The sequence below is a fragment of the Sulfoacidibacillus ferrooxidans genome (assembly GCF_022606465.1).
Taxonomy (GTDB): Bacteria; Bacillota; Bacilli; order Alicyclobacillales; family SLC66; genus Sulfoacidibacillus; species Sulfoacidibacillus ferrooxidans.
Window position 1 is genome coordinate 742972 of record NZ_JALBUF010000001.1, and the last position, 26463, is coordinate 769434.

A 26463-nucleotide genomic window follows, 5' to 3' on the forward strand; every position below is an offset into this window, starting at 1 on the left:
TCTCTATTTTTTCACGTTATGATATTTCCATCCTCGTTTTTTGCATTCTTTCTACACTATGAACAACAAGTGAAGAACAACAAATTCCGCCATTTGTTTGGCTGCTACCTATAATCATCGGTCTACTCTTATGATCAATTAAAGACCGCGGCAAATCGTCTCTACAACCGCAGACGGATTTCAATGTTTTCATACGCCAGTATGACGACACGGTCAATCAACGTTTGCAATTTTGCTTTTGCATCGGCAATCGGAAGACCTTCGACTGCACTGGCTACATCTTGCGCAGATGTCATTGCTTCACGTTCGATCGCTGCATACTGAAGATCTTGCAACGGCTGCTCTGGAACTTTATCGCTCACAATCATTGCTTGCTCTAGTGCCTCTTTTTCTTTTGCCAAGTCACCGAGCTCAATGAGTCCTGCTGTATACGCTTCAACCTGCCGATGATACCGCCTTTTCGCAGCTTCCATCCGCCTTTCATTGTCCTGTTTTGCAGTCATCGCAAGGTGCAATTCAACCTGAAGCGCTGTGTTGTCAATCGCCTCAAATAATTGTATGAGCCCCTGCATAAACCACGCCTCCACGTCATCCGCTCGATAGGGCTTACTCTGACAAGTCCCCTTGTTCGTATAACCCGAACACCGGTATACACGATGGCGTTTGGGCCATCCAGACCACCCTATGGACATCGTTGCTCCACATTGCCCACATCGAAGCAATCCACCTAACAAATGCGGACTAGTCTTTGCTCGAGGCGCAGTCGTCCGTACTTTATTTACCCGCTGTTGCACTTGATCCCATACATCTTGATCGATAATGGCTGGGTGCGAGTGTGGAATGACAATCCACTCTTCCTCGTCTCGCACTCTTCTTTTTTTCGTGCTTGAATCTACCCTATTCCATACGAGCGTCCCGCAATAGGCAGGATTAGTCAACAACAACTTGACTGCACGCAGTGACCATTCTTTATTCTGACGAGAAGGGATGTTTTGATCATTTAACCATTTTGCAATCGCAAAATAACCCAACCCCTGATCTACAAATAACGCAAAAATCCTTCGCACAATGAGCGCTTCTGGTTCATACACGACTAATTGTTTTTGCTCTAAACGGTAGCCGTATGGATGCTGTGTCAACCACTTCCCTGACTTTGAAGCGTGCAACATATTTTCAACTACGCGCTCCCGTATGCGCTCTCGCTCGAATTCTGCGACAGCACCTAGTACTTGTAATGTCAATCGACCAGACGGAGTATCTGTATCAAATGCTTCGCTTGTAGAAACAAAGGCGATGTGATGATGGTGAAACAGCTCAATCAAGGTAAGCAAATCAAGCAAACGCCTACTCAATCGATCTAACTTAGTTACCATTAATTTTGAAATCATGCCGTTCTTAACATCGCAAAGTAATCGTGCTAAAGCTGGACGTTGCATATTTTTCGCTGAATAACCATCATCGATATACTCGACAATCTCTACTGTCCATCCCATCGCCACGCAGTAGGCAGTTAACCGCGTCCGCTGCTCGTCCAGAGAAACCCCTTCTTTTGCTTGTTCATCTGTCGAAACGCGACAATAAATCGCAACCCGTTTGTGTGCGCTCTCTTGCTCTGCCAACGGATGCCCCTCCCGATCAACTACACTCCTCTCTCATGTATATGTTTTAGTTTTTCTGGGATTTACGAAAGCCAGGATAAAAACGTTCATAGGATCTATGGGAGGGGATCACGAGTGAGTGTAACGATTCGCTATACAGTCGTGTGGGATTCGGAGGAAACTTCATTTACTTCACTGGAATGTATCGAGGACACAAAACTTCATCAGTCACTACAAAGTCATTTATTCGCCTTTAGTCAATCCATACGAGCACTCGCTGTGCGCTCACTGATTGCCAAACAAACAGATCAGCACACAGCAGAATCCGCACGTATCTCTTTTTATTAAGGCATGGTCTTTTTAGCGCTCTCAACACTTTTTACGCGATATACCTGGTCTTAAGCATCTTTGCGATACGAGGGCCAGCCTTCGTTCATGATCTTAGTTTCAACTTGTGGCCAAAAGTATAGCATTTCCTCGCGAATGACAGTCAGGATGTCGCGTTGCCAGTCATCCAGTACCTTACTGTGGTTAATGAGGAATAAAACTAGATCTTTATTTAATTCCATCTCCGTCAATTTAGAGGATTGACTAGGTACAACAACAGGTTCACCCGAAAGCACTCGAAGGCGCTCATCTAATGCGAACATATCCTCGAAAGGGGATGTCTTTGGCGTTTTCTCTGATGCTTCTATTTTTTGATCCCGCAGACGTTGCCGACGAAGCGCTGTGCGTGAGGCATCCACATGCTCTTGAATGGCCAGTGCGGCATCTAGTACTTGTTCTACAGCTTCTTTTCCGTGCTCCATCTCATACTCGCGAAATCTTTCCGCACTAGCTGCCATCGAGTTCACCACATTGCGGGCTGTGTTTGAAAACATCGCATTGTTTTTGAAAAAATCACAGTGCGCAAGCACATGCGCACTGACTAATTTATTTTGTACAAGTGTATTGTTGTCGAGCAAAAAAGCATAACAAGGATCTGAGTTAATGACAAGTTCATAGATGCGACTCAGACCCAAGTCATAATCCATTTTCATCCTATGATAGGCCTTTCCAAACGTCCAGTGTGAAAAACGGGTCGGCATCCCCTGATAGGCACCAAATGTGTATAACACATCTGCTGGGACAATTTCAAAACGCATATCGTAGAAATCTAATCCAAATTCTTTCGCCATCGCGGTCATTTGCTCGATCGAACGTTCTAATTCTTTTACTTCATCTTCAGTCACGCAGATTCACCGCCTTCACGACCAACTTCGGCGCTAAAGAATGTCCGCAATGCCTTATAGACCTCACTCTTCTCATGGATCAGGGCGTTGCGAAAACGCGGGGTATGAAAATGCCGATACGCAGTCATCAACGTGGAGCTACGATTGTATTGATAGAGTTGCACACCCTATCCACTTATCCATTCGCTGTAGTTGAAAAGTCCACCTTAATTGTCGACCCAATCGGAACTGAGCGGCTCGCAGGGATACTTTGACTTGTCGCAAAGCCAAACCCAGAAGGTACCAGATGCAAACCAAGTGATGAACACACGCGCATTGCTTCTGTCATCAACATTCCTTTAAAATTTGGCACAATAATCGTCGACATATCTGCTCGCTTTACTTCAATCTCAACTGTCGATCCATCTGTCACTCGCATTCCTGCACGCGGCCACTGATCTACGATCATACCAGTACCGCCAATCACCGTGCCTTGTAATCCTAGATCGCTTAACTTGTGCAATGATTGACTTGAAAGTAAACCCACCACATTTGGAACAGACACGTACTGTATCGCATGCTGTGATGTCTGTGTCTGTTGCTGCTTCTTCTGTGCAGTGGTCAAATGCGGAGGAATAGCTAGATACTTGAGTGTTCGCGATATGACGTACTTAGCCGCTGGCGTCGCGACCCAGTCACCCCACTGTGCTGTATGTAGCGGTTCATTGACAGACACGTATATTTCAAATTGTGGATGATGCGCTGGCACAAACCCTAAAAATGATAAATTATATAGGTTTGCATAGTATCCCCCACCTGGTTTAGGAATCTGGGCAGTTCCTGTCTTCCCGGCAATATTATATCCGGGAATCTCTCCAACATTTCCTTGCGGATCATCGTCTACTACCTTAATCATTGCATTCGTAACTTTGGTCATAATCGAACGTGGCGCCACATCTCGTACGACATGAACGTGATGTGTAAAAATAACTTTACCATCTGGCGCGACAATCTTTTGTACAAGATAGGGTGTCAATAAATCCCCGCCATTTGCAATAGCTCCAATGGCCGCCACTTGTTGAATCGGTGTCACTGCAAGTCCTTGACCAAACGTCATTGTCGCAAAGTCAACCGGATTTAAATTTTTCTCAGGAAAAATAATGGAGTGACCTTCCCCTGGAAGATCTATGCCTGTCCGATGATTGAAGCCAAATAACCGCCAATAATCATAGAAGTTTTTTACACCTTCTGCTTGTCCAATATGAATAAGACCTACGTTACTTGAGTAGATCAATGCTTGCTCATAAGTAAGACGACCCCATCCATATATATTCCAGTCATGGATAGGTACACCATTTACGTAATCCACCCCAGACATATACGTTTGATTCATGCGTATGCTGTGCGTCGCTAACGCTCCAACGAAAACCTCCGGCTTAAACGTTGATCCAGGTTCAAATGGATCGCTAATAGCCCAGTTCGTATAGAGCGTTGACGCAGGATACTCCCAGTATTCATTTGGATTAAATGTAGGTAAATCAGCCATGGCAAGAATGGCTCCGGTATTAGGATTGGATACAATAATCGTTGCGTGCTGTGGAGTAAATCGCTTTTCAATCGTCGCGAGTGCCTTTTCAGCATAGCGTTCAATGACTGGATTCAACGTCAAATATACATTGTCCCCATTTTGCACTGGTTTTGTAGTCGTGGGGTAAAACGGAATGGGATTCCCAAAAGTATCTTGAGTAAACTCGCTATATCCAGGTTTGCCAGCCAGATACTTATTGTAGGAGAGTTCAATCCCAGCGGCACCTGTGCCATGTTCATTGAGAAATCCAATCACATGCGAGGCCAGTGTTTGATTGGGATATTGCCGAAGATACGCTTTATAGACGGTCAAATCATTGCTAAGATCCAATTGATCAAATAGCTTTTCGACCTTATCTTTCGTAAAGAGCGACACATGAATCAGATAGGGATACAATTGTAACCAAGTAACGCCGGGTCGGTTAATCGCAGACAACATCGTAGTTGGACTTACATGGACGATGCTTGCTAAGCCATTGGCCACCGCATCTAGTTTGTCCTTTTTGCGAATGGCGTGAAGGTCAATATCAATCGTATATGCTGCTGCACTATACGCTAAAATACCTCCTGTTGAATCATAAATCGTTCCTCGAACGGGTTGAATGACATCATCTGCATCCCACTCTGCTTTTGCACGTTGATAAAGAAACGTATCCGCCGTTTGCACATACCCAATTCTTGCAAGAACGATCACAACAGCGACTACAAAACCAACTTGTAAACTTCGTACGCGGAACTTCTGCACTGCACATCTTCCCTGTCAACTTGTATTTGGGCGCATAAAAAGCCCAGCATACGTCAACTATAGGACACATAAACTCATATTGTCCATAAAGTACTTTATCATAAATGAACTTTAGCGGAATGATAAATTTGTATATGCAGTAACATAGTCACTTATATTACACATTACTACAAATCTCGTGTGTTCACTCCAAAATACATGAGTGCTTCCCCAACCAGTGATTGCGTTCCCACAATGGCAACAAGACCATCTGAGCCAACTGTTTTGGAAGCTTGTTCAATGGCCTCTTTCACATGCTGCACCTCATGTGTCGTTACAAATAAAGAACCTATCTCTCGCGCATCTTTTGGAAAAGCTAGATGCGGATTATGGACGGTAGTGATCCATAACTCCTGACATAGTGGCGCAAGAACGTGCAGTACCCCCTGGTAATCCTTATCTTGCGGAACTGCAACGATCAGATGCAAGCGCGAGTAGCGGAGTGTATGAAGTACCTCACGTACATACTCGGCACTTTCTCGATTAATCGCACCATCAATCAGCACTTTAGGAGTGCTATCTAACATTTGACATCTGCCGGGAATAGCCACTTGCATCAAGGCATTTTTTACATTTTGCACATCGAGTGCACCACCCACAAACCACTCGACCACAGTAATCGCAACAGCTGCATTATCTGCCTGATGCCTTCCTAATAACGGCACTTGCACATCTTTATATTCTTCATGCTTGGTATGTACATCAAAGATGGTAGCATATCCTGTTGTCTGAACATGGACGACATCCATATCTGATCCCAGAGCTTGCAATGGCACTCCGTTACGGGAACTTTCAGTACGCAAAATGGAATCGGCAATATTCACCTGTCGACCAATCACCACACCAGATAATTCGGGCGTTATAATGCCTGCCTTATTATGTGCGATGTCATCTAATAACGGACCTAATTGTTCTGGATGTTCATACATAATGGGAGTAACTACTGCAAATTCTCCCTGCACCATATTGACATCATCATAGCGTGCACCACGCCCCAGTTCGATCACATTGACATCAGTGTGACACTCTGCAAAATAGAGCATCGCAACAACAGCAGTGAGACCCACAGGACCAAAGTACTCATGCGGTTGCATGTGCTGTAGCATGCGTTCTATCGGTTCCTCTATATCTGATAGTAAGCGCATAAAGTCTGCTTCTGGGATTGCTTTACGATCGATGCGAATACGCTCAGTGAAATCGATTAAATGGGGGCTTGTAAAAAGTCCAACACGATAGCCTTGCTCCTCGAGCAACTGCGCAATCATGCGAGAAGTTGAGCCTTTCCCTTTACTGCCGGTCACTTTAATATTGCGTTGTACTCGATCAGGACTACCCACCGCATCTAACAATAGTCTCGTATGCTGTGGATTGCGTGTGTCTCGGTCTAAACCATCAACACGATATGGTTTAGACCGAGAATAACTTGAAAAAACATACGATACGGCATCGTAAAACCGCGTGAACACGATGTGTAACCCCTTATGAATGTGTGGATTTTGCCTTTGCTGCAAGTTGTGCCTGCTGTGCAAAATAAGCATCGATGACTGTTTTCGCCATTGGAGTTGCTGCTCTAAAACCTTCACCAGTCACGTTTGGAATAACAGCTGCAACTGCAATCTCTGGATTATTATACGGTGCAAAACCAATAAATACAGAGTTATTACGCCCGGGAATCCCGCTCTCAGCAGTCCCAGTTTTTGCTGCCACATTAATTGGATCGTTGCCAAAAAAGTATGTGGCTGTCCCAAGTGAGCCATGTGTTGCAAGTTCCATTCCCTGTTTAATGAGATTGATATACTTTTGATCCACATCCACTTTATCAATCAAATGTGGTTGATACACTTTGACCACATGTCCTGTGGACGAGGTGATCTCGTGCACCATCTCTGGTTGATACCGGTACCCACCGTTTGCAATCGCTGCAACATACGTGGCTAGTCCGATCGTAGAATACGCTTCTTCCTGACCGATAGCAGCAGCTGGAAGATCGTATAACGTAGGTGGATTCGCAATGGTAACGTAGCCAGTCGCCTCATCTGGAAGATCAATACCAGTTGGGCTTGTTAGTCCAAACTGCTTGCCCATCGAAGAGATTTGCTTCAGTGCAGCAACCCGCGGTCCTGTCAACCAAGACTCCATATTTTGTGGTGGATTATTGACATTAAAATGGCCCATGTCAAGCCCTACTTGATAAAAATACGTGTCATCTGACACTTCTAGCGCTTCACGCAATCCAATAACACCAAAACCAGCCTGGTTCCAGTTCTTCATATAGTATGTCCCGATTTGCAAACCACCCGTGTCATCTACCTTTAAGGTAGGTGAGATCTCATGATTCATCAGGGCTGCAAATGCTGTTAGCGGTTTTTCACAAGAACCTGGCATATAAAGTCCAGACACTGCAGTATTTAACCCTGCATCATTTTGTAGATATTCCTGATAATGCTGTGGAGATATCCCGCCCATCCACCACTCTGGTTTATATGTCGGGTAACTGGCCATAGCAAGTACAGCACCAGTATGCACATTTAATACCACAATCGTACCGGAGTATACATTAGGTTCACCCAATGTATGCAGATAATTAATTCGATCGATCAAAGCCTTCTCAGCTACTTTTTCAAGTGGCCCATCGAGATTTAGTACAATATTATCCCCTGCATGCGCTGGTAAATGAATTGTACCTCCAGCTAATGGCACACCAGCTGGATCCACGGGGATCTTTTCAGCACCAGCTTTTCCACGCAGTACGCTCTGATACTGCTCTTCTAAACCAGATAAGCCCACCAAAGAATTAGGATCATATCCTTCGCTTGCATACTGTGCAGCATCTTGTTGTGGGATTGGGCCAATATACCCGATCTCATGTGCCGCTTCATAGCCTTTTGGATACACGCGTACAGGAGTTGTAATCATGGTCACGCCAGGCAATGAATTGCGATGCTCTGCCACATAGGCTAGCTCTACCGGCGATGCATTTTGGACAAGCGTCACTGTTGCAAATCCAGGTTTGGAAGTCGTCATATCATATAGCAACGTGTTTGCAGGCGTTTTTAATACAGGTGACAATCGTTTTGCAATCAATGATGCAGACGCCAGATCATTTGGATAACGGATAAATACGATATTGAAATCTGCTTTATCAGCAGCTAGTACATTACCTTCGCTATCATAGATCCAACCACGCGGTCCAGGAATTGGAATGGTATCGTAGTTTTGCGTAGAGACCTGTGATTGAAATAGTTGGTTTTCTGTGATCTGCATATAACCTAAACGAACCAATAGCGCACCACTTGCCAACACGGTTGCGAGAAACATACCTTGAATTCGCCTTGGCATACGGCGTTTCACCGGACGTTCTTCGCGCCTTACACTCACTCGATTATCCCCCTTGGCAACACTTATATAGCCTGATCCATACATTCTACCGTAACTCTACGAGACTGTCATGGAACTATCCTATAGTTTACCTTTGAAAGATGTAGCAAGTATGTGACAACATGTTGTGCAGCATGTCAACCATTAGCTATGGCGCACATTGACGATGACATTTGCCACAGCAATTCCCAAAATAGCCACCGTAACGATACCAAATATAGCGGGCATTACAATCACGAGCGGACCAAGTACAGGCGGTAAAATCGCAACTCCCACATTAGAAGCCATGCTAAACCCTGCCGTTTGCACACCAGCACCGCGTGTCTCTCGTGCCGCTTCGGCAGTCGCACTGAGCGATAGTGCGTAGCATCCATTCCCAAATACTCCGAGCAAGAGAAAAATAAGTTGTATAGCAGCTACCGAGACGACCCATACTCCTGTAAATTCAAGAACTACGAGCAAAGTCAGCAATGTCGTCAAAGCAATAAGTACTACTTGCCAAACACCAGAACGTCCCATAAAGTCAGCTAGCAGAGGGAAGAGAATGGCCCCAATCCCCGACCCTAGGAACGTTAATGCAGTCAATGTAGCGCCTAGTCGTGGTGCATTGGCTACGTGCAGATGCAGTAGCGCACTCACGGCAATGCCACCAAACATAACACTTGTCGCAGCAATGGCGAGTCCCACCCACCACCACCGCGGCGAACCAAATACGATTCGCATCGGTTCCGACGCAGGCTCTTCAAACCTTGGCAAATGATTGAGGGACACAAATAAGAAAAGTCCAACAATAGCATTGACAAGCCATACGACGACGAGAACTCCTGTATATCCAAAAAGGGCATGCAAGGTAGGACCCATATAGGCACCAGCTGCCATCCCAAAAAACAGCATGCCAATCGTAAGTCCTGTGACTGTCTTAACGTGCGTCATATGAGCTTGCCGCACCACAGCACCTACTGGAGAAATGAGTAGTGGATAAGCAATCGCTGCGATCGCTTGCGCGACGAGGTACCAACTATACGATGGAGCAAAGATACGTCCACCTAACCCGACAAATGAAAGAACAATAGCCGCACGCAACACAGGTGCAATTCCGTCTTTGCGCGCCCACCAAGCAGCTGGCATACTAAATACAATCATAGCGAACCCATAGAGTGATAAAAACATGAGCACAGAGCTCAAGGAAGAGTGCAGATGCCCGATCAGTTCTGGAACAATCGGAGCCATAATAAACCAAGCAGATCCTATAGTAAAAGCAAATAACACGTACGCAACCACAAATATAACAGGAGAAGATCCCCGTTCATCGTTCAACGTTGCCACTTGTCCGTACCCCCTTACACTCTTTTATTTGATGACAATACCATGAAAACACTGAAAAATACTAGTCTTCTGACCTATCTTCAACACTCCCTTCTAAAAGAATGCACTTTGCAAGGTCCACAAATTCTTCGATCCACAGTGCGCCACTCTGTGCTTCGTGCGCCGTCCATGCCAATTGCTCATCAAACGTATGTGCAACTAGCGACCCATGCACTGTTATCACAGTATTTCCAATACAATGCTGCCGTTTTGGCATCTCCATTCTAGATACCCCCTACTATTGTAGTGTATGAGACAAGTTCCTCTTGTTGAATAGAGAAATAATCCTTCAATGGATCGCGTACAGTGTCAAGAAGGAGTGATGCAGGTGGCAAACTATCCAATCAATCTGCATGCTGTAGCCCTTTATTTGCGTAAATCACGTGCCGATCTGGAGGCTGAGAAACGCGGAGAGGGTGAAACTCTATCGAAACACAGACGGGCATTGTATACTCTTGCAGCAAAGTATAACTATCCAATTGTAGACACTTTCGAGGAAATTGTCTCAGGTGAACGCATCATTGACCGTCCAGAAATGCAACTACTACTCCATGAAGTCGAGCAGAATCGTTATCAAGCCGTCCTATGCATGGATATTGACCGCTTAGGACGTGGAAATATGATGGATCAAGGCATGATTCAAGATCTCTTTAAACGCACACAAACACTCATCATCACGCCGCGTAAAGTCTACGATTTGCAAAATGAGATGGATGAAGAGTGGAGTGAATTTGAAGCATTTATGGCTCGTCGTGAGCTAAAAATGATTACGCGCAGAATGCAGCGTGGAAGACGTCAAAGTGCCCTTGAAGGAAAGAGCGTGAGTCGCAAACCACCCTATGGTTATCTGCGTGACGCTACTCTACATCTTGTACCAGATCCAGTTACTGCGCCAATTGTGCAGATGATCTATTCACTTGCAGTAGATGGGCACGGCGCCCAATATATCAGCAACCATTTAACGAAACTGGGCATCAAATCCCCCAATGGCCATGATCATTGGGATCGTTCCACCATTTATTCCATCTTAAATAATCCGGTCTATCAAGGACATATTCGTTGGGGACACTATCGTCACCAGAAAAACACGAAAAGGAATACTGGTTATGTGCGCACACTTGCAGATGAGCAAACTAGAGTCATGACCTATCACGCACATGAGCCGCTAGTCGATTCGCAAATGTATAGTCGATACTTAGAAAAGCGCAGCAAGCAGCCTAGCGTCCCCCTTAGTAAGACGCTAACAAACCCATTAGCAGGACTGGTCATTTGCGCACTGTGTGGTCGTACCATGATGAGAAAAAAAACATACAACCGTCCGCACAATCGTCTGCTTTGTGCAACTCCAGGGTGCAAGACTCGCGGCACCCATTTCGAATGGGTAGAACAACGCGTCTTACAAACGGTACAAGAGATGCTTTCTGGAATGCAATTAGCGCCAGACATCCTACTAACAACGAGCCACTCAAAGCAACCGGAGTTTACGTGGTTTGATCATCACATTCATCAACTTCGTGCTATGATCACACAAACTCAAAAACAGTTAGTACACCTTCACGATCTTCTGGAACAAGGAGTATATGATTCTTCTACTTTTGAGTCTAGACAAACGTTATTACAACAGCGGTTGTTACTTCTAGAACATGATCTAGTCATTGCCACGGACGAGCGCGAACAGGTCGTACACGCAGATACGCTACCACTTACCCACAATCTACAAGACTTAAACCCATGGACACTGTACCAAATGACACCTTCTTGCGAATTCAAAAACAAACTCCTCAAACTTTTTATTACACGCATCACCTATACACGAGAAAAAACGTGGAAAGAACCTGATCACTTTCACCTAGACATCTTTTCAAGATGGTAACGATCCATGTGGTGTACCTGTTTACTTGTATTGATTGATTTCACCGTACCCAAACACATTACACACGTCCATCAATTCCGTAACAAGTTTTACACAGCGTTCATTGTCAGATGATAAATTGTCTCCATCCGAAAAATGAACCGGATAAATATTGTATAGCTGCGGTGAGTAGCGATCGGCAATCAGATTCAGTGCTAACTGATAGGCTGAGGAGCAGATCGTTCCACCGCTTTCCCCTTTAGTAAAAAACTCGTGTTCGGTCACCAGTTTCGCCTCTGTATGATGAGCGATAAATTCGATGCCTACATGCTCGTATTTCGTGCGCAAAAACCTCACCATCCAAAAGTAAAATGTGCGCGCGATATATTTCTCAAACGTACCCATGGAACCGGATGTGTCCATCATCGCGATGACGATCGCTTGCGATCGTGGAATCTGTACATCATCCCATGTTTTATAACGCAAATCTTCAGGAGTGATGGGATGCAATCCGGGATTTCCTACACGTGCATTGCGTTTCAATGTCTCTAATATGGTTCGTTTCTTATCGATGTTACTTTGCAGTCCTTTTTTACGCACGTCGCGAAATTCAACATCCTCAACGACCATTTGATCTTGAGCCTTTTGCACAAGATAGGGCAATTCCAATTCAGCAAATAAAACGTCTTGAATTTCATCCACAGATACTTCAGCCTCATAATAATCCACACCTGGCTGATCACCGGCTCCATCACCTTGACCAGGCCCTTTTTGTGCACCTGGTTGCGGATCTCGTGCTACCACATCCCCAACAGCTGCATCACCATCGCCTTGTCCTGTCTGTTGACTTTTATTGTAATTAAATCGAAAGCGATACTCATCGAGGGAGCGAATAGGCACTTTCACAATTTGCTTACCATCCGTCATGATAATACTTTCCTCACTGACGATATCGGATAAATTATTGCGGATGGCTTCTCTTACTTTTTGCTTATGTCGCGCCTGATCCTGCTGCCCCTTACGGTGAAGGGACCAGTCGTCCTGACTTAGTGTAAATAACCCCATGTCTCTCACCTCTTCAGATTTTTGCGCAGGTATTGGAGATACGAGCAGGGCGTGAGTCATTCGACGCACCCCCTACAAACTCATATGACATGACATACTTTCATTTCGCTACTCTGTATTGCCCTTCATCATGACTAGCGGTTGAGCAGACTTCCAGTGTATTGCAGTAATTCATTTGCACACGAAGCGCAATATCCATGTTCCTCCATTAATCGTTTGCTTACTTCATTGATTTTCTTCAACTGATTAGAATCAGGAGTTTTCGTCGATGTAGTAATTTTTACAACATCTTTTAGATCATCAAATAGCTTTTTCTCAATGGCCTCACGTAAACGCTCGTGTGAATGATAATCAAAACGCTTGCCCCGCCTTGCATAGGTAGAGATCCGGATGAGTATCTCCTCACGAAATGCTCGTTTTGCATTTTCAGATATCCCAATTTGTTCCTCAATGGAACGCATTAATTTTTCATCTGGATCCATTTCTTCACCCGTAATCGGATCTTTCATTCGTTGCCAATTACAATACGCTTCGACATTATCTAAATAATTATCAAGTAATGTCTTCGCTGATTCTTCGTACGAATATACAAAAGCTTTTTGTACTTCCTTTTTAGCCATTTCATCGTATTCTTTTCGTGCAATCGCTATAAAATTCAGTAATTTTTCTCGATCCTCCTTACTAATCGATGCGTGTTGATCAAGCCCCTCTTTCATTGCACGCAATACATGTAATGCGTTAATGCAACTTGTATTTTGCCTGATCAACGCACTAGAAATCCGGTTAATGACATAGCGAGGATCGATCCCTGACATCCCTTCATCAGGGGATTCTGTGCGTAATTCATCCACATCTTTATCCTTGAAACCTTCCACATTGCGACCATCATATAGATACAATTTTTTGAGTAAATCCATCCCTTGCTTTTTAGACTCCTTAAGTCGTGTCAGCACTGAAAAAATGGATGCGGTCATCAATGCGTGTGGGGCGATATGCACATCTCTCAAGTCGCTTTGCTGAACTAACTTTTCGTAAATCTTGACCTCATCCGTAATTCGAAGATTATACGGAATGGGCATGACAATCATCCTGGATTGGAGTGCCTCGTTCCGCTTATTGCCGACAAATGCGCGATACTCCGTCTCATTGGTATGAGCAATAACCATTTCATCTGCTGAAATTAAGGCAAACCTTCCTGCCTTAAAGTTACCCTCTTGCGTTAATGACAACAGATGCCACAAAAATTTTTCGTCACATTTCAACATTTCCTGAAATTCCATCAGACCTCTATTGGCTTTATTTAACTCTCCATCAAAGCGATAGGCTCGCGGATCACTCTCTGACCCGTATTCAGAGATCGTAGAAAAATCAATACTTCCTGTTAGATCTGCAATATCTTGAGACTTTGGATCAGATGGGCTAAACGTACCAATGCCAATCCGCTCATCTTCAGACAACAAGATGCGCTCAACAATCACATCCTCAATTCGCCCGCCATATTGAGAGTCTAGTTTCATACGGCAACTTGGACACAGATTTCCTTCTATACGCACTCCAAACTCAGTTTCAAAATCAGAGCGCAACTCTAGAGGAATGAGGTGTAAGGGCTCCTCATGCATCGGGCATCCCTTAATTCCATACAGTGCACCTTCATCAGTCCGTGAATAGCTCTCTAAGCCGCGTTTCAATGCTGTGACAAGTGTCGATTTACCCCCGCTAACAGGTCCCATGAGCAACAAAATCCGCTTGCGTACATCCAGGCGCTTGGCCGCAGAATGAAAATACTCTTCCACTAAGCGTTCTAGAGATAAATCAAGCCCAAAGATTTCATTGGAAAAAAAGAGATAGTTCTTATGCCCGTGATCATCGACGGTTACACCAGCTGATTCAATCATGCGATAGACGCGCGAGTGAGCTGATTCAGCGATAATCGGCTGTTTTCTCACAAGTTCCATATAAGCTAGGAAGTCACCTTCCCAGGTTAACTCTTCTTCCCTCGCGCGATATGCAGCCAACCGGTTAAGAATATCCACACGTTTTCCTCCCTCTTCTAGGCACCGATCAATGGATGCCGACTTTCTATACGTTTCATCGTCTACATGCGGCAAACATACAAGCGCGGTAATTTGCGCTGTAGTGTGTTACTATGCTTATGCGATAGTCAAGCTGTGGTTGCTCTAAAGTTTATGACAGTCTCACACCCGCGCAAGAGTTACACAAAGGCAGGTATCAAATCAGATGAATTCGTCAAAAACCAGAATGATTTTTGAGGCAGCCATAGATATTTTTTGTGAACGAGGCTTTGAAAAGGCTACAATGGATGATATTGCCACAAAGGCCAATGTAGCAAAGGGAACTATTTATTACCATTTTAAAAGTAAAGAAGAGTTGTTTGTCTTCCTAGTTGAGGAAGGAACCAACCTTCTCCGCGAACACGTTCTCGAAAGATTATCGGATCAAATGACTCCTACCGATAAAATTCGCGCCATTATCCATGAACAATTAACTTTCTTTAAAGATTATAGAGATTTGTGCATTATTATTCTTCGCGAAGCGTGGGGAGAAGAGCAACGTCAACTACAATTTCGTAGAATGCTTGTCCATTATGTGCGAGCCATTGAGGAAATCGTCATTTCAGGGATTCAAACTGGGGAATTTGCGGAAATCGATAGCCAAACTGCGGCATGGTCTATTTTTGGTGGGTTAAGCATTACAGCACTTAACCACCTATATGCAGATCCAAGCTTTAACTTACCAATGCTTGCACCATCTTTTGAGCAAATGTTATTCCATGGGCTAACAGGACGACATGAACCAATAGACGAGTAACACTACATGACGAGGATGGCTTAGAGCCATCTCCGTTATGTAAGACCAGGAAATTTCAGTTGACGAAGTGCTTCATACAAAGCAATAGCCACTGTATTGGACAGGTTTAAGGATCTCATAGCTTGTCCCATAGGTAACCGCAAACACGACGAAGCATAGGATTCGTGCACAAAAGAAGGTAATCCAGTGGTTTCTTTACCAAATACTAAATAATCATCGGTTTGATAAGCTATATCCGTATAGTGATGTGTGGCGAATTTCGTAAAAAAATACATATTTGCACCCGCTTGTTTGGCCTCATCAATCACCTCTTGTAAATGATCATGTAACCGAGTATCCACTAGGTGCCAATAATCTAGTCCCGCCCTACGCAAAGAACTGTCATCGATTTTAAATCCTAGTGGCTGTACGAGATGCAATACAGTCCCTGTTGCAGCACATGTTCGTGCGATATTCCCTGTGTTGGGTGGGATTTGTGGTTCAAATAAAACGATATGCATGTCTATTCCTCCATCGTTCCTTAATCATCTACATGCAAAAACAAGTAGCGCGTTTGTTCCGTCCAAGCGTGACTGTCTTCATAGGAATAGTGACGCATGCGGCTATTCACCGTATGAGCATTGACTAGCGGATCACCGTTTCCATCGAAACCCGTAACGACAGTCATATGATGGTATGTTCCAGAGCCACGCCAATCGTAACTAATCATATCCCCAAGTTGCAGTTGTTTTGGATCATGTACTTCAGATGCATGAACGTACTGAGATGTTTTACGCAAATAATTCACTAACGCATGTGTCACTGACCAAGAATAACTCCAATTCGGCTTTGGCTCTGCGCGAAACCACCAACCTGTCTCTCTTTTTTCTGTGACGTGCATGGGGATATTCCCAGAATATAATACTTGAGAAACAAAATTGGTACAATCCTCATGGAATCCTAGATAATCAGGATTCACTCGATCCCACCATAACTCTGCATAGCGAGTAGCTAACGTGCGCTGATAAGGAACTCGTGGGCGATGATCTCTATATGCCCTAAAATTCAGAGTGTCATGCCCATCGTCTAAAGATTCAAAAGCTGTCACTGCTTCTGCCCGATGGCGATGAGCGATCAACTCCACTTTACCAGGCGATACATGCCAAGTTAGCACATGATCTATGACGCGCTGTTCATATTCAAGTGTACCACGCAACTCGTAAATAAATCGTATCGATTCACGAGCTAAAACCTCATAATCATGTGTACTTTGACCCAGGGTTCGCACTTCGAAAATATCGACATCTGTAATTGTTTTTTTATCTACTGCATTACGTTTAGAAAACAACTCAAATCGTCGATCCATCTCTTCAACAACCGGTTGAATGCCATGCACTGTATACAATAATTCATAATCACGTGCTATCCAATTATCATTTCTGCGCCAAAACCATTCCTTCGTAGCGTTCACAATGTGATCTTTCACGTTGCACCCCCGATGATCTAGAGTATTCATAGATAAACAGTATGCATAGAAACGTTCACTTAGCGATGTTTGGCAAGCCCATTTTCTATGATAAACTAAGCAGATAGCGTATCTCGAAATGAAATAGACTTATCTAGAGGTGACACACATGGACCATTTGCCTGCAAAGGAACAAGCTACTGACCGCAATACAGTCCGTGCAGTCGAGCGTGCGCTGGATATTCTATTATGCTTTGGCACAGATCGAGATCTAGGTCTGACTGAAATCTCAAGTCGTGTGTCTCTTCACAAAAGCACGGTACATCGCCTTCTTGCCTCGCTTGAAGCAAAAGGGTTCGTAGAACGCCATCAACAGAGCGATCGTTATCGACTAGGATGGGGCGTATTGGAATTAGCAAGCCAAATGTTTCAATCGGATGATTTAGTCTCTCGTGTACTTCCAGAAATGACAGCATTGCGCGACAGTATTGGTGAAACGATCAGTCTGTATGTGCGTTCAGGAATTGAAAGGATTCGCATTCAAGCGATTGAAGGCGTTCATCCCGTACGAAGAGTAGCTAATATAGGGAAACGATTCCCGCTCTATGTGGGCGCATCAGGTAAAGTCCTTCTTGCATTTTCTTCTGACAACGTACTAGAAGAGCTTCGAACATTAGGTGCCTTCCCAGAGGAACTCGATATATCAGAGCTTAAACTTCAGTGTGATCACATTCGTCAAGTGGGGTATGCAGTAAGTATTGAAGAGCGTGAAGTTGGAGCTGCAGCAGTAGCTGCACCGATTTTTGATCGACAGCATAAGTGTATAGCGGCTCTCTCCGTTTCTGGACCTGTGGATCGGTATACTCCTTCTGAAGTCATTCACTTTGCAAAGTCTTGTATGGATACATCGGAAGCGATCTCACGCTATCTTGGGCTGTGAGGAGCGTTCTTTACACACAAAGATGTCAGTTCAAGAATAGAATACCTCAGAGAAGATAGGCGCTAGGAATCGCGCTTTTTCTTTGGAGGTGAAAACAATGGATAAACATTCACTACCACCATGGCTAAGACAAGTGTGGGACGAACTAACGAAGCCACCTGCTGTCTTAAATAAATCGACTATGACTACGCGAAAACCGCGACAAGAGACTCAACAAGAAGAAGTGGATGAAGATGACTCTTATTACGACAGTCCAACAGACCCTCCGCTAACAAGAAAAGCGCCAAAAGGAACGGCTCAAACGGCTGCGAGAGCATCTCGCAAATATTTTGTACCACGTAAATCGCAAAGTCATCGCACAATGACTAAACCGCGTCCACGCAAACCACTAAAAACACAAAAGCGCGCACAGACATTACCTTTATCAGACAATATTATTCAGGTTGGACAAACAAGGCAACCACCTCTTCAATCAATAACCGCTCAAAAAGCATTACCCCATTCAGAACGTACGATTCGAACAAGCCAGGACATGACATCAAAAGCAGAGACCAAAACAGCAAAACGTTATTTTGAACAAATATACAATGTTGAATCTACAAACGGCATTTGGAAAATCACTTCTTCAGATGGTAAACAATATGCATTAAAGGCCACTCAACTGCCTATAGAGCGCATCACTTTTATGGCGGAGGCACTCGATGAGCTTCGTCGTCGGGGGTTTACTCGCGCCGCCCGTATCATACGTACGACAGAAAGCAAAAAACCCTATGTGATCGATGCTGGGCAAACGTATTATGTATCCGAATGGCTACCCGGTCTACCTGTACAACTAGCGTCTATACGTCAATTAAATGCAACTGCAAAAACGCTTGCAAGGTTCCATGAGCGATCGGTCAATTATGAATATGCTTCATTTCAACCCCCACACGCCTTTCGCGTTTTTGAACATTTATTAAGTCGCAAACAAGACTTACAACGCCTCTATCAAAGCATTGAAAAACGCCCAGAAAAGAATGCGTTTGATGAACTATGTTTGCAGTATTTTGCAAAAGCAGATAAGCAAGCCACAGAATCACTATCTCTTTGCAAGCTTCCCGAAGTAGAGGCTCATATCAAGCAATCTCTAGAGCATCCAGGGCTGTGCCATTTAGATGTCACTCGCTCCAATCTCATCGTTCATCCTGCCGGTTTTGTTCAATTGATTGATTTTGATACCATGACATTTGGTCCAAGGGTAATTGATCTTGCTCACTTACTAAGACGTGCCATGCAAGCACAAGGTAGCTGGTCTAACGAAACTGCCCTCGTTCCACTAATCGCCTATAACCGCGTACAACCACTTGTACAAGGAGAGTACTTACTTCTTGAATCACTATTGACATTTCCTCATCGGTATTGGCGTATCGCACATACGTACTACACAGCTCCACCAAAACAAGCACAAGCCTATCAAATAATGCTAAAAAATCTACAGGAATCGATTGCTCTGGAGGATCAACGCGAAAAATTTTTACAATCTTTTTCCCGCCAAGTCACACGAAGAACTCGCTCTTAAAAAGCCTGTTCAAAAAGGGGGCAGGTAAGACCCGCGCAGTGCAAGGAAGCAAGCCAAGAATGTGGACTGAGCATACGTTTTGGGTACGTGAAGGAGCGTTCTTGGCGCTGACGCTGCAATGCGCCGGGGAGTTCTACCCCTTTTTGAACAACCTCTTAAACGGAGAAATTAGAGCGAAGTATGATCATCACATGCCCATTGCATCTCAGATTTCACGTATGGATCTGATTCCATAGAATATGCTTTTGCAACGATCTCCCTAACTATTTCTGGAGCAATCCGCGAAAGCGCCCAAGCCGTCATTGCGCGGATCTCCTCACGGGGATCCGTTAGGAAGGGGACTAGCTGCCAGATAGCTTCTTTTGCGCGCAAATTGCCTAGAGCCATAATGGCATTGCGCCGCCATACATAATAACCTCTCCACGCAGTTGCAGTATGCCCAAATTCGCGCATAAAAGCACGCCTTGAGAGGCTCAAGATGTGTAATAGTTCTGGAAAACTAAGATCTGCCACAGGTGCAAAAGATGAATCACTGCCAAGCAGTGTTACGTTATTTTTGGGACACACATTTTGACATACGTCACAGCCCCATAGTCGCTTCCCTATGGGTTCCCGATATTCCTCGGGAATGATGCCCTTACTTTGTGTTAAGTATGATATACAGCGTTGTCCATCTAAAATGTAGGGATCCACTAACGCCCCCGTTGGACAGGCAGTGATACACAGCGTGCACGTCCCACAAGAATCGAGTTGTTCCACTGTACTTTGTGGTTCAATCAAAAGATCTGTTAACAATGATCCAAGAAATACCCATGATCCATATGCTTTCGTAATCAACATTCCATTTTTCCCAATCCATCCTAGGCCTGCGCGTACAGCCACCGCCCGGTCTACTAACGGGGAAGTATCCACACCCATTTGATAGTCAATCTCCCGCCCTACATACTCAGTGAGCAACAGCACAAGGGATTGTAATTTTTTCTTCAATACACGATGGTAGTCATGACCAAAAGCATACATCGACACACTTCCACGAAGTCCCTTAGGCCGTCTAAGCCGCATGGTTTCTTCGATTCGATATGGTACAGCAATGGCAACAATGCTCTTTGCACTAGGAAGGTTTGCCACAGGATCCACTCGTTGTTGAGAATAGGGATGTTCAAATCCAGTCTGACGTCCTTCCGCATAATACCGTTGTAATTGCGGAACTACATCATGAAATACATCTGCAGTGGTTACACCAACTACTTCAATACCTGCTCTGACTGCCAATTGTTGCAAGACGTGGAAAGGCACATCATATCCTGTGCAACTCATGTGTTGATTCCCAGTACTCATCTTTTTACAGCAGCACGTGCCAATGCATCGCAACGCTCATTATAGTGGTGCCCACTGTGTCCTTTTACTTTACCAAATTGCACATCATGAAGGTCTAATTGCTCGATGAGCAGCTCCCAGAGATCGCGATTCTTGACAGGTTGATTGCTACTATTCACCCATCCGGTCCGCTGCCATTTGACATACCATTTCTGTGTAAAACAGTTAACTACATAAGCCGAATCGCTATAGACTGTCACTTTACATGGTCTTTTTAGTCCGCGCAGTCCTTCAACTACTGCTTGAATCTCCATCCGTTGATTAGTGGTATGCGATTCTCCACCTGATAATTCTAGTTCACGTTCACCCCATACAAGGATGGCAGCCCAACCACCCGGACCTGGATTGCCACTACACGCCCCATCTGTATAGATGGAAACTGCGGTTAATTCATCTTCCACGTTTATTTCCCCCGAAGTAAAGACATCTTAAGTATTATCTGTTACTTAGTCACTTACACGCAAGCGCAAATTTATACAACTGCAGTCAGTTATTAAGCGGATGTTAGCAAAGGATGGTGTAGCACATGTTCACATCTAATTTCACTAGCTACCTTATGAGTCGTCCGTGGGGACTGAATTAATGGGGAATTTCTTTCTCGTTGGGCTACTCACCACGCTTGCTTTAGGCCCTCTTGCACATGTTACAACTCCCGTGCATGGTCATCAATACTGGGAAAAACGATCTCCCGGTCACATTGTTTACTCAGTGGCGACCACAAAAAAATGGGTTGCTCTCACTTTTGACGATGGACCGAACCCTAAATACACGATGCGAATCATGGATACACTTAATCACTACCATGCTCATGCAACATTCTTTGTGCTCGGTCATTTAGTGCGTGAGCACCCGGCGATTATTCAACAACTCGCTGCTCATGGTCAAGAAATTGGTAATCACACTGATCAGCATTTAAAAATGGATCACCTCACAGTGACTGATGTGACAGCTTGTGACCAGGCGATCATGCAGGTTATTGGAAAACGCCCATTGTTCTTGCGTCCACCTGGCGGAGGATTATCTGAACATCTTGTGCAAGTGGCCGAACAAACCAAACATATAGTCATTATGTGGTCATGGGATGTTGATTCAAAGGACTGGTCACAACCTGGTGTCCAAAAAATTGTGGATCGCGTCATCCATCATGTGAAGCCAGGAACCATCATTATTCTGCATGATGGCGGTGGAAAAAGAGAGCAAACGGTGACTGCATTAAACGAGATTCTTAACCAACTAACGAAACAAGGATACCAATTTGTTACGATCAGTCAATTGCTCACTCAGTGGAAACCATATCTTCCATATCCCTCGTCAAGTCATTGACGTGTTTATGTATTTAGGACATCATCTTATAAGTAAAATAAGTAAGAGTGCCTCCGCATGACACAATTAACAACAACATTACTCCGGCGGCACCCAAACGACGGTGCTGCCTCCACAACCATTTCATAAAGCTAATGAGATACACTGTAACCAGTATTGGAGCAACGAACGTAACTAATACATTAATCGTATTCATATTCTCATCCCTTCATCGAACAAGTGCGCGCCTGCGGAAACGAAAGCGTCCAAAACCTTTTTTTACAGCTTGCTCATCTTTGGCGTCCACTTTTTTCTTACCTCCCCGATGAGAAAAATAGTCTTTGCCAGCAGCAAGGAGCGCTAAAATCACTGGTAAGGCCACGCTTATAGTCCAGCCATATGGTTCAAATACTTGCGCAGAGATCGCGAGAACGCTAGGAAAATCAGGTGGTAAAAACGAGAGGACATAAAGTAGTAAAGCTAGTGGCGCTAACAAGGGACGATATACTGGCATATTGAACGCCTGTGCATACAAGTAGGCTGCCAACCAAAGTCCAAACCCCATTTTAATCACAGCTGCAGCAACCCAGAGGAAAACAAAGATAGATTCTAATCGTTGTACAAATCTCCCTACATAAATCACACGAGCCAATTGATACATAGGAAACGGAACTCTACCAAGTGGAGCCACAGCAAATGTTCCGATAAACACGATCAAAACAATACTAAAGATTAGCGAAGCAAGGATAATACTTACGACTCCAATGTATTTAAACTGCTCCCTATTACGAATGGCAGGATACATAATGGACAATATGAGCACATTGCAAAAAAGACTTGTATTAATGGATCCAAACCACAGCGTATGCATGATCCCTTGTCCAAAAAAGGGAAGTAATAAGCTTGCATTAAACCAGGACAATGGCAACAAGAGCAAAATAGCTAGACCTGTTAAAAAAAGGTAAGAAAAAATCATCGCTGTCCGCGTTAAGCCTTCAAGCCCTTTGTGCGCGTAATAAATAACAACAACTAAAAAAGATAGAGTCACCACTGCAGTTGGCGTAGCAGGCAACACGGTTGTCACGACTGTCTCAGTAAATTCCCTCATCACAAGAGCTGTTTGTGTGATGAAAAATAAAACGAAAAGGAGCGCAACAGGTACTGTTACATATCGACTAAATAAACGCGTCATGACTTGTAATACATTTTCCCCCGGAAATCGTTTAAAGCACATGTGTACAATGAAAAAAGCAAGCAAAACAATTGCACCCGATATGAGTGGGATTGCCCACGCCATACTTTTGCCTTCCGCAGCGACACGTGAAGGGAAGCTCAAAAATACATCTGTCGCAGTATAAATCGTCAAAAGTGCTGTAAGTTCAATCACACCTACGCGTCCGATATTGATCTCTTTTAGCTGTTTAGCCATCTTTTATTACCCCCAACAGAAAAATCATCACACTACAAAAGACTTATTTTTTTAATTTTCGCATCGAACGGACTCGTGGACTCCATGGTCGCGTTATATCTTCTTGACGTTTTGTATCCTGTGATCCAAAGGCAGCAGGACGTGTCTCCATAGTAAATACTTTTCCACGCGCTATGACATCAGGTGAAGATCGCTGCCATGGTGCAATAGGGGATAGAATGGGTACACCAAAGCTACGAATGCTCACAGCATGCATGATAAGTACCATAACGGCGAGGGCCACTCCATAAAAACCAAAGAAAGCAGCTGCCAAGATAAATCCAAATCGCAAAACGCGAATAGAAAATGATAGATTATAATTTGGCATTGTAAATGACGCGAGTGCTGTTACAGCCACCACGATAATTAACAGCGGGCTAATAATGCCTGCCGCTACCGCAGCTTGACCTAGAATTAAGGCACCAACAATCCCAATAGTAGGTCCTATCACTGATGGGATTCGAATACCTGCTTCACGAATTAATTCAAGCGAAAACTCCATGACTAAAATTTCAAAAACAACAGGAAATGGCACGCGTTCACGTGATGCTGCAACGGCTAACATGAGATCTGTGGGGATCATCTCTGGATGATAATTGGCCACTGAAATGTATAATGCAGGGAACAAGAGGCCTATGATGACTGAAATCATGCGAATCGATCGCACAAATGTACCAAAAGGCCAACGCAAATATGCATCCTCTGAGGTATGCAGTAGTGACCAAAACAGAACAGGGGCAAGAATCGCGTATGGACTTTGCCCAACAAATATAGCTACTTGCCCTTCTGTTAGTCCAAATGCTACACGATCTGGACGTTCCGTCGATAAAAATTTAGGAAATACGCTAATTGGGTCATCTTCCATGAACTGTTCTAGCAGTCCGCTATCAGGCATATAATCAATTTTTATACTTTTTAAACGTTTCTTCACTTCTGCAATCAATCGCGGATTAGCTAGTCCATCAATATACATAATGGCAATATCTGTACTAGCCAATTCTCCTAACTGCCTCATCTCCGTGATTAACCTTGTCGATCGTAGTCTGGCTCTTACAAGACCTGTATTTGCCCGAAAATTCTCAGTGAATGCATCGTGCGGCCCGCGCACAACTGCTTCAGTTTGGCTGATCCCCACTGTCCGATGTTCCCAGCCCTTGGTCTCTACAGATAACCCTATAGCCATCCCCTCAAAGAAAATAACCGTACTTCCGGCCAGAATATTTTCTGTTGCATCCTTCCATGTTTTGATCTCCATCACTTGGTTGCCAGGTAATAACGTCTCTTTAATCCAATTCATGATGACTGTTTCAGATGCACTTGCATCAAATGAGGACAAAATCATAAGCGGTTCAAGAATATGATTATTAATAATGATCTTATCTGCTAATCCATCCATAAACACAGCGAACGCTTCTATTTGTGGTGATCCACCTACTTTAAAGGTTCTCACTACTACATCTGCATTCTTTGGCATATGAAACGTTTTCTCAAGAATTTTTCTATTGCCACTCAAATCATACTGTATTCTAGTTGGTAGCTCAGCTTGCCACGCGTCATTGACTTTTCGATTCTGCGCTCGATCATTAGCACGCGCACGTAATGTTGCCATGGTCACAGAGCGAATAGAGCGTTTTCCAAACACTTGTGCATTGACTTTATTTTTCTTTGAATCTGGATAATGTTCGCCATAAAAAGAATAGGTGGCCTTTAAACGCCACCGCGATCGTTGTCCTCGTCTAACATGTACTTGATCCTCATTGTCCTTATTCTGTTCTTCGTCAGCCATATTTTCTGGAGTTAAAATAAACTGTTTATCAAGAAGTGAATCGTCGACCGTTAACCAACGCCATAGTCGCCGTATTTGCATCATCGCACACTCCCACTAGAGTCGTTCTTTCACAGAATAAGGTTCCCTTTTCTTTCCTCATTATGCAAAAAAGACAGCCCATGATGAGCTGTCTTTTTGCCTATACATATTCCATTAGGAATGGTTTCCTACACCTGAAGAATCATCAGCATAGATAGAAACTGCTTTAGCTCTACTTCGCGCTTTTCCGCGAAGTTTTACTTGTGTCTTAAAATACCGGCAAAAAGGAGCAAGCGTACAAATTTCACATTTGGGGCTACGCGCCATGCATACCTGTCGTCCATGATAAATGAGCCAGTGATGCGCATCAGACCAACGATCCATCGGAATGCGTTTCATCAACTGCTGCTCTGTCTCAAGTACATGTTCGCTTTGCGCTAAACCAAGCCGATTCGACACGCGTTGAACATGAGTATCTACCGCAATGGCAGGAACTCCAAATGCATTAGACAGCACCACATTCGCAGTTTTTCTCCCCACACCAGGTAAAGAAATTAATTGTTCCATTTGATTAGGAACGATCGATTGATATTCTTCTACCAGACGTTGACTTGTCCCTATAATATTTTTTGCTTTCGTTTTAAATAATCCACACTCCATAATCAATGTTTCCACTTCAGCAACATCTGCCTGTGCTAACGCCAACGGAGTGGGAAATTTCAAAAATAGTCGCGGCGTGATCTCATTGACACGTTTATCTGTGCACTGTGCAGACAAAATGGTCGCGATGAGCAACTCAAACGGATTTGTATGATGCAGTGCACACTTTGCATCTGGGTATAATTCCTCCAAAGTCCGCAAAACATCAGCCGTTGCAATGCGTGGCAACGTCATATCT

21 protein-coding genes and 2 pseudogenes are annotated in these 26463 nt (G+C 44.1%); 6 read left to right on the plus strand and 17 right to left on the minus strand.

Annotated features, from left to right (window positions below):
• Positions 1 to 161: 161 nt before the first annotated feature.
• A complete protein-coding gene (locus MM817_RS03655; protein ID WP_241712070.1) occupies positions 162 to 1619 on the minus strand; it encodes a recombinase family protein in 1458 nt (485 codons plus the stop codon).
• 114 nt (positions 1620 to 1733) lie between these two features.
• Here MM817_RS03655 and MM817_RS03660 point away from each other — a divergent pair, with 114 nt between their 5' ends.
• Positions 1734 to 1946: a hypothetical protein gene (locus MM817_RS03660; protein WP_241712071.1), complete on the plus strand. Its 213-nt coding sequence runs from the start codon at positions 1734 to 1736 to the stop codon at positions 1944 to 1946.
• A gap of 65 nt (positions 1947 to 2011) precedes the next feature.
• On the opposite strand, the pseudogene MM817_RS03665 reads toward MM817_RS03660, so the two are convergent.
• The 7 genes and pseudogenes from MM817_RS03665 to MM817_RS03690 all read right to left on the minus strand — a co-directional run.
• Positions 2012 to 2830: pseudogene (locus tag MM817_RS03665) on the minus strand (SpoVR family protein); the annotation flags it as partial.
• Positions 2827 to 2991: pseudogene (locus MM817_RS17390) on the minus strand (sporulation protein YhbH); the annotation flags it as partial. The pseudogenes MM817_RS17390 and MM817_RS03665, both read right to left, overlap by 4 nt.
• A 14-nt stretch (positions 2992 to 3005) precedes the next feature.
• Positions 3006 to 5141 (minus strand): penicillin-binding transpeptidase domain-containing protein, encoded by a 2136-nt coding sequence (locus tag MM817_RS03670; protein WP_241712072.1) that lies wholly within the window; start codon positions 5139 to 5141, stop codon positions 3006 to 3008.
• Between the two features lie 167 nt (positions 5142 to 5308).
• A complete protein-coding gene (locus tag MM817_RS03675; protein WP_241712073.1) occupies positions 5309 to 6646 on the minus strand; it encodes a bifunctional folylpolyglutamate synthase/dihydrofolate synthase in 1338 nt (445 codons plus the stop codon).
• A gap of 13 nt (positions 6647 to 6659) precedes the next feature.
• Positions 6660 to 8558 (minus strand): penicillin-binding transpeptidase domain-containing protein, encoded by a 1899-nt coding sequence (locus tag MM817_RS03680; protein ID WP_241712074.1) that lies wholly within the window; start codon positions 8556 to 8558, stop codon positions 6660 to 6662.
• A gap of 144 nt (positions 8559 to 8702) precedes the next feature.
• A complete protein-coding gene (locus MM817_RS03685) occupies positions 8703 to 9884 on the minus strand; it encodes an MFS transporter (RefSeq protein WP_241712075.1) in 1182 nt (393 codons plus the stop codon).
• Between the two features lie 61 nt (positions 9885 to 9945).
• Complete coding sequence (locus MM817_RS03690) at positions 9946 to 10146, minus strand: hypothetical protein (RefSeq protein ID WP_241712076.1); 201 nt, start codon at positions 10144 to 10146, stop codon at positions 9946 to 9948.
• 105 nt (positions 10147 to 10251) lie between these two features.
• On the opposite strand from MM817_RS03690, the gene MM817_RS03695 reads away from it, so the two are divergent.
• The gene (locus tag MM817_RS03695; protein ID WP_241712077.1) at positions 10252 to 11796 is read left to right on the plus strand and encodes a recombinase family protein; all 1545 of its coding nucleotides are present in this window, start codon (positions 10252 to 10254) and stop codon (positions 11794 to 11796) included.
• Positions 11797 to 11817: 21 nt separating this feature from the next.
• Here MM817_RS03695 and yhbH read toward each other — a convergent pair whose 3' ends face one another.
• Together yhbH and MM817_RS03705 are read right to left on the minus strand one after the other, a co-directional pair.
• Positions 11818 to 12840, minus strand: coding sequence for a sporulation protein YhbH (gene yhbH, locus MM817_RS03700; protein ID WP_241712276.1), 1023 nt, complete (start codon positions 12838 to 12840; stop codon positions 11818 to 11820).
• 134 nt (positions 12841 to 12974) lie between these two features.
• The gene (locus tag MM817_RS03705; RefSeq protein WP_241712078.1) at positions 12975 to 14873 is read right to left on the minus strand and encodes a PrkA family serine protein kinase; all 1899 of its coding nucleotides are present in this window, start codon (positions 14871 to 14873) and stop codon (positions 12975 to 12977) included.
• A gap of 205 nt (positions 14874 to 15078) precedes the next feature.
• On the opposite strand from MM817_RS03705, the gene MM817_RS03710 reads away from it, so the two are divergent.
• Positions 15079 to 15669 (plus strand): TetR/AcrR family transcriptional regulator, encoded by a 591-nt coding sequence (locus MM817_RS03710; RefSeq protein ID WP_241712079.1) that lies wholly within the window; start codon positions 15079 to 15081, stop codon positions 15667 to 15669.
• Between the two features lie 35 nt (positions 15670 to 15704).
• On the opposite strand, the gene trmL is transcribed toward MM817_RS03710, so the two are convergent.
• Both trmL and MM817_RS03720 read right to left on the minus strand, forming a co-directional pair.
• Positions 15705 to 16175 (minus strand): tRNA (uridine(34)/cytosine(34)/5-carboxymethylaminomethyluridine(34)-2'-O)-methyltransferase TrmL, encoded by a 471-nt coding sequence (gene trmL, locus MM817_RS03715; RefSeq protein ID WP_241712277.1) that lies wholly within the window; start codon positions 16173 to 16175, stop codon positions 15705 to 15707.
• Between the two features lie 14 nt (positions 16176 to 16189).
• Positions 16190 to 17134 (minus strand): amidase domain-containing protein, encoded by a 945-nt coding sequence (locus tag MM817_RS03720; protein ID WP_241712080.1) that lies wholly within the window; start codon positions 17132 to 17134, stop codon positions 16190 to 16192.
• Positions 17135 to 17282: 148 nt separating this feature from the next.
• On the opposite strand from MM817_RS03720, the gene MM817_RS03725 reads away from it, so the two are divergent.
• Positions 17283 to 18053 carry an IclR family transcriptional regulator gene (locus MM817_RS03725; protein ID WP_241712081.1) on the plus strand — a complete coding sequence of 257 codons (771 nt, stop codon included), beginning with the start codon at positions 17283 to 17285 and terminating at the stop codon, positions 18051 to 18053.
• Between the two features lie 97 nt (positions 18054 to 18150).
• Entirely contained in the window at positions 18151 to 19611 is a 1461-nt protein-coding gene (locus MM817_RS03730; protein WP_241712082.1) for a CotS family spore coat protein, read from the plus strand.
• A 168-nt stretch (positions 19612 to 19779) separates the two neighbouring features.
• Here MM817_RS03730 and queG read toward each other — a convergent pair whose 3' ends face one another.
• Positions 19780 to 20928, minus strand: a complete 1149-nt coding sequence (queG, locus tag MM817_RS03735; RefSeq protein ID WP_241712083.1) for a tRNA epoxyqueuosine(34) reductase QueG — start codon at positions 20926 to 20928, stop codon at positions 19780 to 19782.
• Positions 20929 to 20945: 17 nt separating this feature from the next.
• A complete protein-coding gene (gene rnhA / locus MM817_RS03740) occupies positions 20946 to 21389 on the minus strand; it encodes a ribonuclease HI (RefSeq protein ID WP_241712084.1) in 444 nt (147 codons plus the stop codon).
• 181 nt (positions 21390 to 21570) lie between these two features.
• Here rnhA and MM817_RS03745 point away from each other — a divergent pair, with 181 nt between their 5' ends.
• Positions 21571 to 22311, plus strand: a complete 741-nt coding sequence (locus tag MM817_RS03745; protein ID WP_241712085.1) for a polysaccharide deacetylase family protein — start codon at positions 21571 to 21573, stop codon at positions 22309 to 22311.
• Between the two features lie 208 nt (positions 22312 to 22519).
• Here MM817_RS03745 and MM817_RS03750 read toward each other — a convergent pair whose 3' ends face one another.
• From MM817_RS03750 to nth, 3 genes are all read right to left on the minus strand, one after another.
• Positions 22520 to 23719 (minus strand): GerAB/ArcD/ProY family transporter, encoded by a 1200-nt coding sequence (locus MM817_RS03750; protein WP_241712086.1) that lies wholly within the window; start codon positions 23717 to 23719, stop codon positions 22520 to 22522.
• A 43-nt stretch (positions 23720 to 23762) separates the two neighbouring features.
• On the minus strand, positions 23763 to 25625 hold the full coding sequence (locus MM817_RS03755; protein WP_241712087.1) for a spore germination protein: 1863 nt from the start codon (positions 25623 to 25625) through the stop codon (positions 23763 to 23765).
• A 114-nt stretch (positions 25626 to 25739) separates the two neighbouring features.
• Positions 25740 to 26459, minus strand: coding sequence for an endonuclease III (gene nth, locus MM817_RS03760; RefSeq protein WP_241712088.1), 720 nt, complete (start codon positions 26457 to 26459; stop codon positions 25740 to 25742).
• Positions 26460 to 26463 lie beyond the last annotated feature (4 nt).